General features: G+C 52.8%; 14 protein-coding genes and 1 pseudogene. 6 read left to right on the forward strand and 9 right to left on the reverse strand.

What is annotated here, in order from left to right; translation table 11 throughout:
• Positions 1-55: 55 nt before the first annotated feature.
• Positions 56-1522: an IMP dehydrogenase gene (gene guaB / locus BJF97_RS21415; RefSeq protein ID WP_014230355.1), complete on the reverse strand. Its 1467-nt coding sequence runs from the start codon at positions 1520-1522 to the stop codon at positions 56-58.
• Between the two features lie 158 nt (positions 1523-1680).
• Between guaB and xseA the strand changes: the two are divergent.
• The 3 genes and pseudogenes from xseA to BJF97_RS21430 form a co-directional block, all read left to right on the forward strand.
• Positions 1681-3067: pseudogene (gene xseA / locus BJF97_RS21420) on the forward strand (exodeoxyribonuclease VII large subunit); the annotation flags it as partial.
• A 68-nt stretch (positions 3068-3135) separates the two neighbouring features.
• A complete protein-coding gene (locus tag BJF97_RS21425) occupies positions 3136-4164 on the forward strand; it encodes a M4 family metallopeptidase (protein ID WP_032693141.1) in 1029 nt (342 codons plus the stop codon).
• Positions 4161-4505 carry a protealysin inhibitor emfourin gene (locus BJF97_RS21430; protein ID WP_014230358.1) on the forward strand — a complete coding sequence of 115 codons (345 nt, stop codon included), beginning with the start codon at positions 4161-4163 and terminating at the stop codon, positions 4503-4505. Before BJF97_RS21425 ends, BJF97_RS21430 begins: the two co-directional genes overlap by 4 nt.
• Here BJF97_RS21430 and BJF97_RS21435 read toward each other — a convergent pair.
• Both BJF97_RS21435 and BJF97_RS34805 read right to left on the reverse strand, forming a co-directional pair.
• Positions 4502-4717: a zinc ribbon domain-containing protein gene (locus BJF97_RS21435; RefSeq protein ID WP_032693143.1), complete on the reverse strand. Its 216-nt coding sequence runs from the start codon at positions 4715-4717 to the stop codon at positions 4502-4504. The two genes, BJF97_RS21430 and BJF97_RS21435, sit on opposite strands and share 4 nt — an antisense overlap.
• Positions 4718-4752: 35 nt before the next feature.
• Positions 4753-4911, reverse strand: coding sequence for a hypothetical protein (locus tag BJF97_RS34805; RefSeq protein WP_158657240.1), 159 nt, complete (start codon positions 4909-4911; stop codon positions 4753-4755).
• A 438-nt stretch (positions 4912-5349) separates the two neighbouring features.
• Between BJF97_RS34805 and BJF97_RS21440 the strand changes: the two genes are divergently transcribed.
• From BJF97_RS21440 to BJF97_RS21445, 3 genes are read left to right on the forward strand one after another with little or no spacing between them, the layout of a single operon-like run.
• Positions 5350-5793, forward strand: a complete 444-nt coding sequence (locus tag BJF97_RS21440; protein ID WP_070082981.1) for a Stealth CR1 domain-containing protein — start codon at positions 5350-5352, stop codon at positions 5791-5793.
• Positions 5794-5843: 50 nt separating this feature from the next.
• Positions 5844-6380 (forward strand): stealth conserved region 3 domain-containing protein, encoded by a 537-nt coding sequence (locus BJF97_RS34345; RefSeq protein WP_148722760.1) that lies wholly within the window; start codon positions 5844-5846, stop codon positions 6378-6380.
• A 6-nt stretch (positions 6381-6386) separates the two neighbouring features.
• Positions 6387-7649: an O-antigen ligase family protein gene (locus BJF97_RS21445; protein ID WP_032693145.1), complete on the forward strand. Its 1263-nt coding sequence runs from the start codon at positions 6387-6389 to the stop codon at positions 7647-7649.
• Between the two features lie 62 nt (positions 7650-7711).
• On the opposite strand, the gene der is transcribed toward BJF97_RS21445, so the two are convergent.
• The 6 genes from der to rodZ all read right to left on the reverse strand — a co-directional run bounded on the left by der (position 7712) and on the right by rodZ (position 14641).
• A complete protein-coding gene (gene der / locus BJF97_RS21450; protein WP_014230361.1) occupies positions 7712-9190 on the reverse strand; it encodes a ribosome biogenesis GTPase Der in 1479 nt (492 codons plus the stop codon).
• 115 nt (positions 9191-9305) lie between these two features.
• Complete coding sequence (gene bamB / locus BJF97_RS21455) at positions 9306-10484, reverse strand: outer membrane protein assembly factor BamB (RefSeq protein ID WP_004104478.1); 1179 nt, start codon at positions 10482-10484, stop codon at positions 9306-9308.
• A gap of 10 nt (positions 10485-10494) precedes the next feature.
• A complete protein-coding gene (locus BJF97_RS21460; protein ID WP_004853194.1) occupies positions 10495-11115 on the reverse strand; it encodes a YfgM family protein in 621 nt (206 codons plus the stop codon).
• A gap of 34 nt (positions 11116-11149) precedes the next feature.
• Positions 11150-12424, reverse strand: coding sequence for a histidine--tRNA ligase (hisS, locus tag BJF97_RS21465; protein WP_014230362.1), 1275 nt, complete (start codon positions 12422-12424; stop codon positions 11150-11152).
• Positions 12425-12515: 91 nt separating this feature from the next.
• Entirely contained in the window at positions 12516-13637 is a 1122-nt protein-coding gene (ispG, locus tag BJF97_RS21470; RefSeq protein ID WP_004104485.1) for a flavodoxin-dependent (E)-4-hydroxy-3-methylbut-2-enyl-diphosphate synthase, read from the reverse strand.
• A 26-nt stretch (positions 13638-13663) separates the two neighbouring features.
• Positions 13664-14641, reverse strand: coding sequence for a cytoskeleton protein RodZ (gene rodZ, locus BJF97_RS21475; protein WP_032693147.1), 978 nt, complete (start codon positions 14639-14641; stop codon positions 13664-13666).
• Positions 14642-14752: the final 111 nt, after the last annotated feature.

Genomic DNA, 14752 nt, shown 5'->3' on the forward strand with positions numbered 1-14752 from the left:
GAGGCAAGTGATACAGGTTAAATAAATCGCCCGGCGCGTGGCCGGGCGATGAAAATCAGGAGCCCATGCGGTAGTTCGGGGATTCCTTGGTGATAGTCACGTCGTGAACGTGGCTCTCCTGGATACCCGCGCCGCTGATGCGCACGAATTCCGCTTTGGTCCGCAGGGTGTCGATGGTACCACAACCGGTCAGGCCCATACAGGAGCGCAGGCCGCCCATCTGCTGGTGAATGATCTCCTTCAGGCGGCCTTTATAGGCGACGCGGCCTTCGATACCTTCCGGTACCAGTTTGTCGGCGGCGTTATCGGTCTGGAAGTAGCGATCGGAGGAACCTTTAGACATCGCGCCAAGGGAACCCATACCGCGGTAAGATTTGTACGAACGGCCCTGATAGAGTTCGATTTCGCCCGGAGACTCTTCGGTACCGGCCAGCATTGAGCCAACCATGACGGCGGCTGCGCCTGCGGCAATCGCTTTCGCGATATCGCCGGAGAAACGAATACCGCCGTCGGCGATAACCGGGATACCGGTGCCTTCCAGCGCTTCAACCGCGTCAGAAACGGCGGTGATCTGCGGAACGCCCACGCCGGTCACGATACGAGTCGTACAGATGGAGCCAGGGCCGATACCCACTTTCACCGCGCTGCAGCCGGCTTCCGCCAGCGCACGTGCGCCCGCGCCGGTCGCCACGTTGCCGCCGATGATTTGCAGGTCAGGATATTTCGCACGGGTATCGCGGATACGCTGCAATACGCCTTCAGAGTGGCCGTGAGAGGAGTCGATCAGCAGAATATCTACGCCCGCGGCAACCAGCGCATCCACGCGCTCTTCGTTACCGGCGCCCGCACCCACCGCCGCACCGACGCGCAGGCGACCCTGCTCATCTTTACAGGCGTTCGGTTTACGCTCCGCTTTCTGGAAATCTTTAACGGTGATCATGCCGAGAAGATGGAAGCTGTCATCCACAACCAGCGCTTTCTCAACGCGTTTTTCATGCATTTTGGCAAAAACCACTTCGCGGCTTTCGCCTTCGCGAACGGTCACCAGACGCTCTTTCGGCGTCATATAAACGCTCACCGGCTGATTCAGGTCGGTGACGAAACGCACGTCGCGACCGGTGATGATGCCGACCAGCTCGTTGTCTTCGGTCACCACCGGATAGCCAGCAAAACCGTTGCGTTCAGTCAGCTCTTTCACTTCGCGCAGGGTGGTGGTCGGCAGGACGGTCTGCGGGTCGGTAACCACGCCGGACTCATGCTTCTTCACGCGCTTAACTTCTTCCGCCTGGCGCTCGATGGACATGTTTTTATGAATAAAGCCGATGCCGCCTTCCTGTGCCAGGGCAATTGCCAGACGCGCTTCCGTCACGGTATCCATTGCAGCAGAGAGCATTGGAATATTCAGACGAATGGTTTTCGTCAGCTGAGTGCTGAGATCGGCGGTATTTGGCAGAACGGTTGAATGAGCGGGAACGAGGAGGACGTCGTCAAACGTCAGGGCTTCTTTAGCGATACGTAGCATGGGCAATATCTCGACCAGGGTGGATAAATATTGCCGTGGCATTATACAGAGCGTAACCGATTGCATCTACCCTTTTTTGCAAATAATACTTGCGATCCCCTCCCAGCAGGTTACTATCGACTGAATAACCTGCTGATTTAGAATTTGATCTTGCTCACATGTTGCCATCTCAATCCCCCTCAATTTACACGGTTAGCCGCCTCAATCAGTCGGTTCGACTGCTGCTCGAACGTGAAATGGGCCAGGTATGGATCAGCGGCGAGATTTCCAATTTCAGCCAGCCCTCTTCCGGCCACTGGTACTTCACCCTAAAAGACGATAACGCCCAGGTGCGCTGCGCGATGTTCCGCAACAGCAACCGCCGCGTGACGTTCCGTCCGCAGCACGGGCAGCAGGTGCTGGTCCGCGCCAATATCACGCTGTACGAGCCGCGCGGCGATTATCAGATCATCGTGGAAAGCATGCAGCCTGCGGGCGAAGGTCTGCTTCAGCAGAAGTATGAGCAGCTCAAGACCGCGCTGGCGGCGGAAGGCTTGTTCGATCAGCAGCATAAAAAAACGCTCCCCTCTCCCGCGCACTGCGTCGGCGTCATCACCTCTAAAACCGGTGCTGCGCTGCACGATATTTTACACGTGCTCAAGCGCCGCGATCCTTCCCTGCCGGTGATTATTTACCCGACCGCCGTCCAGGGGGAAGATGCGCCGGGGCAGATCGTTCGCGCGATTGAGCTGGCCAACGCGCGCCAGGAGTGCGACGTGCTGATTGTCGGGCGCGGCGGCGGTTCGCTGGAAGATTTATGGAGCTTTAACGATGAGCGAGTGGCGCGGGCGATTTTTGCCAGCCCTATTGCCATCGTCAGCGCCGTAGGCCATGAGACTGACGTCACTATCGCCGATTTTGTCGCCGACCTGCGCGCCCCGACGCCTTCCGCGGCGGCGGAAATGGTCAGCCGCAACCAGCAGGAGCTGCTGCGCCAGCTCCAGTCCGGGCAGCAGCGCCTTGAAATGGCGATGGACTACTTCCTTGCCAACCGCCATCGTCGCTTTACCCAGGTTTTTCACCGCCTGCAGCAGCAGCATCCTCAGCTGCGGCTGGCCCGTCAGCAAACGGAGCTTGAAAGATTGCGTCAGCGCATGCGTTTCGCTCTTGAGACGCAAATAAAGCGCGCCGACCAGCGCCAGCAGCGCGCCGCGCAGCGCCTGAATCAACAAAACCCACAGCCGCGAATTCACCGCGCCCAGAGCCGTATTCAACAACTGGAATACCGGCTGGCGGAAAACATCCGCGCGCGTCTTGGCGAGCAACGTGAACGCTTCGGTAATATGGTCACGCACCTGGAAGCCGTCAGCCCGCTGGCGACGCTGGCCCGCGGCTATAGCGTCACTTCCGCCAGCGACGGCAAGGTGCTGAAACAAACGAAACAGGTGCGCAAGGGAGACGTTCTCACTACCCGTCTGAACGATGGCTGGGTAGAGAGCGAAGTGAAGAACATCACGCCGGTGAAGAAAACCCGTTCCCGCAAAAAAGCCGGATAAGCCTGCCATTTCGACCGAGGATAACTATACTGCTGTCATGCCCTTTTTAAACGGTTCTATCCGGCTAAGGAGCGTGATATGCCAGATGCTTATCCTCGTTATGTGATTCCGCCCTACATTTTACGCCGCATTGTCGATCGCGGTTCCCTTCAGCAGCAGCGCTGCGCGCAGAATACCCTCAGCCACGTTCAGACCCTGATGGCGCACGTTCCGGGGCGCCCTGCCGCGCCCCACGTCACCACGCCGGGCCTGCTTGAACGCGACATTTATGATGCCGGGCAGACCCAGGATCTACCGGGTACTCAGGTCCGTTTTGAGGGACAGCCCTCCAACGGCGACGTTGCCGTTGATGAAGCCTATGACTATCTCGGCATCACCCATGATTTTTTCTGGAAGAGCTACCAGCGCGATTCGCTGGATAACCGCGGATTGAAGCTCACCGGCAGCGTCCACTATGGTCACGAATATCAAAACGCATTCTGGAACGGCCAACAAATGGTGTTTGGCGACGGGGATGGCGAGATTTTTAATCGTTTTACTATCGCCATTGACGTGGTGGCGCACGAACTAAGCCACGGCGTGACGGAGAGCGAAGCCGGTCTCATCTATTTCGAACAATCCGGCGCGCTGAACGAATCGCTTTCCGATGTTTTCGGTTCGCTGGTCAAACAGTATCAGCGCCAGCAGACGACAGACAAAGCGGACTGGATCATTGGCGAGGGGCTACTCGCGAAAGGCATCCACGGCAAAGGTCTGCGCTCAATGTCGCAGCCGGGTACCGCATACGATGACCCTGTCCTTGGCAAAGATCCGCAACCCGCCCATATGAAAGATTTTGTTCATACCCAGCAGGATAACGGCGGCGTGCATATCAACTCCGGCATTCCTAATCACGCCTTTTATCTCGCCGCCAGCACCCTCGGCGGTTTTGCATGGGAGAAAGCGGGATACGCCTGGTACGACGCGGTGTGCGATCAATCTCTGGCAAAAGACGCCGATTTCTCAGCCTTTGCCAGGCTGACGATTCGCCACGGCGAGAAACGCTCTGGCAAAGAGACCGCAGAGGCGATTACTCAGGCCTGGGAGCGGGTCGGAGTGGTGCTATGAATCTTGCCGATCTTAGCGATGACGCGGTGATTGAGCTGGCGCGCGAGGGTGGCGTTGCCTGGATCCCAGCGCTCAGCGGAATGCGTAAGATCGTCGTGGCGAAGCTCAACGAGCAACAGAAGCAGCGGATCGCGACGATTCTCCAACAGTCGCTACCGCTGGGCAAGCCGCCCGGCCAGCCCGACTCGCCTGGCCGGGGCGACCAGCGTTTTTTTCGCATCCAGATCGTCAGCGAGCAGCGCTACCACAGCCTGATTATTCTCATCCCGGAGGATCGTGCGCCAGATTCACTGGTTGAACTCTGGCGCGACGGCGAAGGCTGCGTCAGCGATAAAGATTAAATCGGCACAAACTCGACGCGTTTTTTCGAAATCAGCCCGTGGCCATTCTGGCAAAAATAATCCACCGCGCCGCAGGCTTTTAACACCTCCAGCGGCTTGTGGCAGTCCGGGCAGCGGGCTTCGACAACATACTCTTTCGCACAACGCTCGCAGTGGGCGCTATTGCCCTGCACAGCAAGCTGCGTATGGCACACGGGGCAATCAAATTCCATGGTGACTCCTTCTCACATTGAATACCGCTAGTTTATCACGTCAATAGCGAGTACAGTCCGCGAAGTTGCTGCTGTCGCTGTAGGGGTTGTTCAGCCTCACTGGTTCGCCGCAGGGTGAGCCCGCGAATTTCTTCCAGATCACGTTCAATTAGGCTGTGCTCACCGAAAATATATCCGCCGAGATAATTGTTCATAATCGCCCCTGAGCGCGATCAATAATGAATACGTTTGCCATCGACTCAACTTATCTGGCGATACCTTTTGATAAAGAGTTAGAGATTGATTATCGAAGAACAGTGCAAAACTTTGATAAGAAGATTATCAAAAATGTTACAAGGTAATTCTGATAACAACGTTATTAACAAAGCCTTCTGACAATTAACCATTAGCAAACTCAACGTTTGCATTCAATAACTTATAAAAACATCACATAAATATAAAAACGCACCCAACATCAAAAAATAAAAATCAGCAATGATAAATTACCGTCAAAATTAACTTTGATAACTATCACATAAAACGAGATTTCACAATAATTTAATACATAGCGAAAATATGTTTAGATAAAACATTCACAAAACAAATATTAACAGAGATTAAAATAACCAACCTGGCTATTAAAGGAGAGAGCGGTGTCCGATATTGATTTTGTTGTTTTATGGGTCGACTCCGATGATAGGTGTTGGCAGGACGATTTTATACGTTATAAAACTATCTACAGTGATACTTATAAGTTGGCAGTCACGCCATCACGCTTCAGAGATATGGGGTTGTTTAAATACTGGTTCAGGGCTGTCGAAAATTACGCACCTTGGGTTCGCAAAGTCCATCTGGTCACCTGTGGACAGGTTCCTTCATGGCTGGATAAAAGCTATCATAAAATAAATCTTGTCCGACATAGCGACATCATTGATAAAGAATATTTACCTACATTCAATTCACGAGCAATTGAAGTTAATATTCATAAAATAAAAGGATTAAGTGATCAGTTTGTATATTTCAATGACGATATGTTATTAAACTCTCCCATCACTCCAGAGTTTTACTTTAAAAAAAATTTACCTAATGATTTTTAATCGAGAATGACATTAACCCTATATCAATTGATAATAACATTTCAAACCTAATGTTAACGACCAATGCCTCAGTTATTAATACATTTTTCAATCGCAGAGAGTCCATCAAAAAAAACATAACAAAATATTATAACTTGCAATATGGTCGATATATTAAGAAAAATATATCTAAAAAGAAAGCAAGAAACTTCACTGGTTTTTTCGGAAGGCATTTACCACAACCCTTCCTAAAATCTACTTTTGAGGAAGTTTGGTCTCATGGTGAAATAAGAGAAATACTGGAAAGAACCTCAAAATCCAGATTCAGAGACGGCTATAATTTAAATCAATATATTTTCAGATATTGGCATTTAGCTTCAGGAAAATTTAATCCATGCAATCCTAAAAGATTAGGCAGTCATTTTAATTTAACTGGCGATCGGCAGCAGCTTGATCACGCCATTCAGGCCCTGAAAAGCAACGTTCCGCAAATCTGCCTGAATGATGATCTTGAGAATAATACACTTTTTGAATTTGCATGTCAGAAAGTATCGGACACGCTAAGTTGTAAGTTAGGAAAAACGTCAAAGTTTGAGATTGAGATGTAAATTGATATGATAAAGGAGAAATATATAAATTTCGTATTACTTTTAGCAGTAATATCAAATAGCATTATCATCCCTGAGCAATTGCTTGGTCGGAATATATTTTACATCTATTCCTCAGTAGTAATTATTGGCTCTTTTTTTTATTTTAAGAAATTAAGAATCACCCGTCAGGATTTAATATTAGGTGCAGCCATCTTCCTTATTGGAGCATCACAGCTATTATGGTCCTGGAGGTTTCCTTCACATCTTACGGAGATCTATCGCGCTGATACTAATTATCCCAAAACGGGTACTTATCTGATCATCGGCTCTGTAGTGATATCACTGTTCCCGGCGTTCATGAGGCTATCAGGAACAGGCCAACAGAAAAAAACAACCTACTACCTCTTATTCGGTTTTATTACCCTGACATTATATGCAGTATATTGCAAAATCATTGCTCCCGGTGAGCGTCTTCGTATAAATACTTCATCTACCTTAAGCGCTGCGCTTTATACTATGTATTCGCTCTTGACGCTTTATTCGCTTCTGCGTATCAGCATACCTTACAGAAAAGTATTAGCTTCATTCATTGTTTTTTCTTCGCTATATATATTGCTATTAACTGAGACTCGATCAGCTTTAATCGTGTATCCTGTAATTCTGCTTTATATTTTATTTAAAAAATATGCCGTAGCGAAATGGAAAGCATTATCTATTTGTGCACTTTCATTTATTTTATTTTCACTAATGATTGGTGTATTCTCGCCAAATGTTTATAAGAGAGCGAGCGAGGTTATAACCGATATAACTCTTTATCAGCAAAACAATAACACATCAATAGGAGCAAGATTAACGATGTGGTATTCCGGGATAAACGAAATCATAACCCACCCCGGAGGAGTCAGCGCAAAAGAGAGATATCAAATCCTGGCTGATTTTATCAATAAAAAAGAAAATGGAAATCCAGAAGCCTTACGCAATATACCCTATCATTTACATAATGATTTGATTGAAACGATGTCGCTTCAGGGAGCTGCCAGCGGCCTGTTTTTATTTTTTTTCTATATAACGCTTATCTATTACATGACAAAAAAGAAACCATCTTATGCCGCTTTATTTCTATGTTTGCCGGTATTATTTTTTGGTACGGTAGATTCTCTTTTCATTCATGTAAGATTCGTCATCATGTTAATCGGCTGGTTGATTATTTACACCGGTTTAACTGGAGCTTTGCTGGTTGAGGATACCCCATCTCCTCCCCTTAAAAAAGGCAATGAAGCTGAGTAATAACAACAGATACAAAAAAGCCCGCACGCGGGCTTTTTAACAATCGGCGTAGTTGTGATTCGTTATTTGCTTTTCTTGATGTGCTTAATCAAGCGTTTACGCTTACGCATCTGGTTCGGCGTCAGGGTATTGCGTTTGTTGGCAAACGGGTTTTCCCCTTCCTTGAACTGAATACGAATCGGCGTGCCCATCACTTCCAGCGATTTACGGAAGTAGTTCATCAGGTAGCGTTTATAAGAATCCGGCAGATCTTTAACCTGGTTACCGTGAATAACCACGATCGGCGGGTTATAACCACCGGCGTGGGCATATTTCAGCTTCACGCGACGGCCGCGCACCAGCGGCGGCTGATGGTCTTCGGCAGCCATGGTCATGATGCGGGTCAGCATAGCGGTACCCACGCGACGGGTTGCGCTGTCGTACGCCTCGCGCACGGATTCAAACAGATTGCCTACGCCGCTGCCGTGCAGCGCGGAGATAAAGTGCACGCGGGCAAAGTCGATAAAGCCCAGACGGAAGTCCAGGGTCTCTTTCACCTGCTCTTTTACTTCCTGGCTCAGGCCGTCCCATTTATTGACGACAATCACCAGCGAACGACCGCTGTTGAGGATAAAGCCCAGCAGGGAGAGATCCTGATCGGAAATCCCTTCGCGCGCATCAATCACCAGCAGCACCACGTTGGCGTCTTCAATCGCCTGCAGCGTTTTGATCACCGAGAATTTTTCGACGACATCGGTAATTTTGCCGCGCTTGCGCACGCCTGCGGTATCGATAAGGACGTATTCACGCTCATCGCGCTGCATCGGGATGTAGATGCTGTCGCGAGTGGTTCCCGGCATATCGTAAACCACCACACGATCTTCACCCAGGATACGGTTGGTGAGCGTTGATTTACCCACGTTCGGGCGGCCCACAATCGCCAGCTTAATCGGCAGATCCTGCGGGTTAAAATCATCTTCCGGCTCTTCAAGCGCTTCGCCGTTCTGCTCGGCTTCGAACTGCGCCCAGTATGCTGCGTCTTCGTCCACTTCTTCCGGCGGGTTCACCTCGTCAACCCACGGCAGCAGCACGTGCTCGAGCAGGCTGGTGACGCCGCGGCCATGGGAAGCGGCGATAGGATAAATCTCGCCTAACCCCAGCGACCAAAAATCGGCAATCGCCTGATCGGCATCGATACCGTCAGTTTTGTTTGCCACCAGGAAAGTCGGTTTCTCACGGGAGCGCAGATGTTTCGCAATTGCCGAATCCGCCGGCATCAGGCCCGCACGCGCATCGACCATAAACAGCACCACGTCCGCTTCTTCAATCGCCAGCAGCGACTGTTCCGCCATTCGCGTTTCTACGCCATCTTCGGTACCGTCGATCCCGCCGGTATCGATACAGATAAATTCGCGGCCTTCCACTTCAGCACGACCGTACTTACGGTCACGAGTCAGCCCGGGGAAATCCGCGACCAACGCATCGCGAGTGCGCGTTAAGCGGTTAAAGAGCGTGGATTTTCCAACGTTAGGGCGCCCGACAAGCGCGACCACAGGTATCATGTTAAATGCCTCATACAAAAATCGATACAACGCCCGTTTTCACGGCGTTTTTAAAAAAGCCAAAACGGCCCCTGTCTGCCAGGGGCCGTTTCTCAAAAATAGACTACCGCTGTTGTTAACGCGTAATCGCGTACAGCGTGCCGTCTTTCGCCTGAATCAGCAGTTTGCCGTCAGCAACAACCGGATCGGTCAGGAAGCCTGAGCTGTCCACCTTCTGCTGAGCCACAAAGTGACCATCTTCAGGGTTGACCCAGTGCATATAGCCTTCGCTATCGCCAACAACCAGATTGCCATTATACAGCACAGGCGCCGTCAGCAGACGGTGCAGCAGATCGCTTTGCGTCCACAGCGTCACGCCGCCGTCGGTGGTGAGCGCCAGCAGACGGTCATTCTGGTCAACCAGGTAAATACGGTTGCCGTCGACAATGAAATCGTTCACTGAACCCAGTTCGCGTTTCCACATAATCTGGCCGCTGCGCAGATCCAGCGCCGTCAGGTTGCCGTTGTAGGCCAGCGCGTAAATCACGCCGTTCACGATAACCGGCGTTGTGTCGACGTCGTTAAGACGGTCGATTTCAGTCGGACCGGTCGCGGTAGAGATACGCTGCTGCCAAATCATCTGGCCCTGCTGCATCAGCACCGCGCTGACGCGACCGTTGTCGCCGCCCACAATAGCTGCGCCGTAGGCGGTAGCCGGAGCGGATTCGCCGCGCAGGGAGAGCGCTGGCATATCAAGGTTAACGGTCCATTTCACCGCGCCATCGGCTTCGTTCAGCGCCTGAAGCTGACCGTTAGTGGTATGAATCAGCACCATGCCGTCGCTGACGACCGGACGAGAAATCGCTTCACCCGCCACGCTCGCTTCCCACGCGACGGTGCCGTCGCTGGTGTTCAGCGCATAAACTTTCGCTTTTTCGCTACCGATATAAACGTGGCCGCCGGAGACGGTCACGCCGCCGGAGAGCAGCGCAGGCGCGCGGGAGAACCAGCCGTCTTTCTCTGCCAGATTAACCGACCACACCTCTTTGCCGTCGCCTGAATTAAGGGCTTTAACGGTACCTTTACGATCTGCGGCATACACGACGCCATCAGCAAAAGCCGGGTGCAGATTAGAGTAGAATTCGCCAATACCGCCGCCAACGGAGGTGCTCCAGGAGGTGGACGGCGTAAACTGGTTTTCCACCGTCGGCAGTGGCGACATTTTCACCACATCTTCTTCGCTGTTAAACAGCGAACAGCCGCTCAATAAGGTAACGGAAAGCAGCCCTGGCAGAAGTAATTTACGCAATTGCATCGAGTCCCTCTCAGATGGACAAATTATTTATTTTCATACGCATCATTTCGCTGAGCGCCGGTGAGGCATCGCTTTTCGCACCCGCTTCCCATGCTGCTTTCGCCCCTTGCTTATCGCCTTTGCTCAGCAGGATCTCGCCGCGCAGGTCAGCGACAATCGCGGTCCAGCCTTCGCCTTTCACGGCATCCAGGGTTTTCAGCGCGGCATCAGGCTGCTTAAGCTGCAGCTGGACGCGAGCAAGACGCATATTGATAACCGATTTCAGGTTATCATCAGAAGCGGCCGTAAGCCCCTGCTGAAGCTGCTTTTCAGCGTTCTGCAGGTCGTTTTTATCGACAAACTGCTGCGCCAGCTCAAGAGAAGCAAACGCACCATAGGTGTTTTTGCTGTCGGCGGCAAATTTCTGCGCAGCGTTCAGCGCTTCTGGTTTATCCGATTTGAGGGCGGAAATCGCATTTTCATAAGCCAGGGACGAGCCTCTGGCGGTATCCAACTGATGGGAGGTCCAGTAGCGCCAGCCAACCAGCGCGCCAACGCCCAAAATCACCCCAACGGCCAGCGCCTTGCCATTTTCAGCAAAGAAACGCTTCAGCGCGTCGACCTGATCGTTTTCGTTATTGTAAAGTTCCACGCAGTCCTTCTCCTGACTAATGATTCCCGGGAGATTAACCCAGAAGTGTGCGCAAATGCGCGGCAACGCTATCCTGCGTTACGGTAGTTTGCTCTCCTGAGCGTAAATCTTTCACTACCACGTTTCCGTCAGCGATTTCTGATTCGCCCAGCACCAGCGCAACGCGAGCGCCCCATTTATCAGCGCGCGCAAACTGCTTCTTAAAGTTGCCGCCGCCGTGGTTGGTCATCAGCTTAACGCCGGGTAACGCATCGCGTACCTGTTCAGCCAGACGCATTGCTGCGGACTGGGTGTCAGTTCCGGAGGCTACCAGGTATATATCGACAACAGGATCGGCTTTAAATTCCGGATTCACTGCCTGAACCAGTAAAACAAGACGTTCCAGCCCCATCGCAAAGCCGACGCCAGGGGTTGCGCGACCGCCAAGCTGCTCAACCAGACCATCGTAACGGCCGCCGGCGCAGACGGTGCCCTGGGAACCGAGGCTGGTGGTGACCCACTCAAACACGGTGCGGTTGTAATAGTCGAGACCGCGCACCAGACGCTGATTCACGGTATAGCGGATACCGGCATCATCCAGCAGCGCGCAAAGTCCCGCAAAATGCGCTCTGGACTCTTCATCAAGATAGTCACCCAGCGTCGGGGCGTCGTTCAGCAGCGCCTGGACGTCCGGGTTTTTAGAATCCAGCACGCGCAGCGGGTTAGTGTACATGCGGCGTTTGCAGTCTTCGTCCAGCTTATCTTTATACTGCTCAAGATAGGCCACCAGCGCGTCGCGATAGTTAGCGCGAGCCTCCAGCGAACCGATAGAGTTCAGCTCCAGCGCAACGTGGCTGGAGATGCCCAGCTCGCGCCACCAGCGGGCGGTCAGCATAATCAGCTCGGCATCAATATCCGGCCCCTGCAGACCGAACGCTTCCGCGCCAATCTGGTGGAACTGGCGATAGCGCCCTTTTTGCGGACGTTCGTGGCGGAACATCGGCCCGATATACCACAGGCGCTGTTCTTGATTGTACAGGAGACCATGTTCGATGCCGGCGCGTACGCAGCCAGCGGTACCTTCCGGACGCAGAGTCAGGCTATCGCCGTTACGGTCCTCAAAGGTGTACATCTCTTTTTCAACCACGTCGGTCACTTCGCCGATAGCGCGTTTGAATAACGGGGTCTGCTCTACAATCGGCAAACGGATTTCGCTGTAACCGTAGCTACCAAGCACCTGCTTCAGTGAGCCTTCAATGCGCTGCCAGAGAGCGGTTTCGCCCGGCAGATAATCGTTCATGCCACGGATGGCTTGAATGTTCTTTGCCACGTTTATTCTCTTTATATATACAAAAATGAACCCCGGCGCCTCGCGCCCGCAGGTTCAATCATACACGGGAAGCGTATCGCTTCCCAACACGTTATTTCGCTTCAACCTGCTGAATATCGATGCGACGCGCCTCATCAAGCATCGATGCTTTAGCGCGAATACGCGCTTCCAGCTGATCGATCATATCGTCGTTATCCAGTCGGTCTTTACGTACGCCGTCTTCGTACAGGCCGCTTTTCTTGTTGCCGCCGGTCACGCCGAGGGTGGAAACCAGCGCCTCGCCGGGACCGTTTACCACGCAGCCAATGATCGAAATATCCATCGGCGTAATGATATCTTCCAGGCGCTGCTCCAGCGCGTTAACGGTACCGATAACGTCAAACTCCTGACGTGAACATGTCGGGCAGGCAATGAAGTTGATTCCGCGAGAGCGAATGCGCAGCGACTTGAGAATATCGAAGCCCACTTTGATCTCTTCAACCGGATCCGCCGCCAGGGAGACGCGCAGCGTATCGCCGATCCCTTCAGACAGCAGCAGGCCGAGGCCGATCGCGGACTTCACCGCGCCGCTGCGCGCCCCGCCCGCTTCGGTGATCCCGAGGTGCAGAGGCTGATCGATCTGTTTCGCCAGCAGGCGGTAGGATTCAACCGCCAGGAACACATCGGAAGCTTTCACGCTGACTTTAAACTGATCGAAGTTGAGACGATCGAGGTGATCGACATGGCGCATTGCCGATTCCAGCAGCGCCTGCGGGGTGGGTTCACCGTATTTTTCCTGGAGATCTTTTTCCAGAGAGCCGGCGTTCACCCCGATGCGGATAGGGATATTTTTATCGCGAGCGCAGTCCACCACCATGCGGATACGCTCTTCGTTACCGATATTGCCCGGGTTAATGCGCAGGCAATCAACGCCGTATTCCGCAACCTTCAGGGCAATGCGGTAATCGAAGTGGATATCGGCAACCAGCGGTACGCTAACCTGCTGTTTGATAAGCTTGAACGCTTCCGCCGCGTCCATCGTCGGCACCGAAACGCGCACGATATCCGCGCCAACGCGCTCAAGGGCTTTAATTTGATTTACCGTCGCCGCCACATCGGTGGTGCGCGTGTTTGTCATCGACTGTACGGCGATGGGAGCGCCATCGCCAATCGGCACATTCCCAACGTAAATTCGCTTTGATTTTCTACGTTGAATCGGAGCCTGGTTATGCATGAAAAATCTCCCGCGTTACCCGTCTGTTACTGCGCCGGTGATTGTTCGGCATTGAGGGTCAGACGTGCAACCTGGTTAGTTCTGATAAAACGACTCAAATCGACTGGTTTACCCAGATACTGTATCTGTACCGCCGCCGGGGCACCGATTTTCAGCTTATAAGGCGCCTGGCCGCTCAGATTGAGGTTACCGCCTTTACGCTGTAAACCGCTGAACAGCTTTTTACCGGTCGCATCGCTCACTTCCAGCCAGCAGTCGGCGGTAAAATTCAGCACCAGATCCTGGGCGGAGGCCGCCGCAGTGGTCACGTTTGCCTGGTCGGTCGGTAACGGCGAAGTTGCCGGCGCTGCCGCCGTATCGACGTTGGCCTGAGAAGGCGCGACAACGGCGTTATTCTCGGCCGGAGCCGGAGCCGGGGCCGGAGTCGACGCCGCTGGCGCCGGAGACGTTTCTACAGGCGCGCTGTTGGCGGCGGTATCCGGTGCAGAATTCGCCGATTGATTATCCAGAGGGATGCTTTGGCTGTTGCTATCGCCCGCATTCAGTTCGGCGGAGGATTGATCGGCCATCGTGGAGATCTCGTCCTGCTGCGCTTTGTGGTCCTGCCACCACCAGGCGCCGCTGAGGCCAATCACCACGAACAGCACCAGCCAGGTAAAGCTCATTAGCCAGCCGTCGCGCTTTTTACGGCGTTTACCCAGCGAGAAGCTCTGCATGGGGGCAACTTTCGCCGCCCGGATCGGAGCCTGCTTGGCCATCATCGGCAGCAGCTCTTCTTCAGGAATGTGCACAAGGCGGGCATAAGAGCGGATATAGCCGCGCAGGAAGGTTGAAGCAAGATCGGCGGGTGCCTTATCGTCTTCAATATCACGAACCGTGGAAACCTTCAGGCATAAGCGTTCAGCCACCGCCTGCTGGCTGAGCCCGAGTTGTTCGCGGGCATTACGCAGACGCGCGCCCGTGGTGTTTGCTTCTTGATGGTCTTGAGTGGCTTCAGTATTCATTCGCTACAACTACTGGTACGTGAAATTTAAAATTCAGCGCCGGTGACCCCGCGCCGCGAGACATCTGCTCAACGTCAGACAAACAGTATAAGTCCGTATGACCTGGTATCA

It is taken from the genome of Klebsiella sp. LTGPAF-6F (genome assembly GCF_001753185.1).
Taxonomy (GTDB): Bacteria; Pseudomonadota; Gammaproteobacteria; order Enterobacterales; family Enterobacteriaceae; genus Klebsiella; species Klebsiella michiganensis.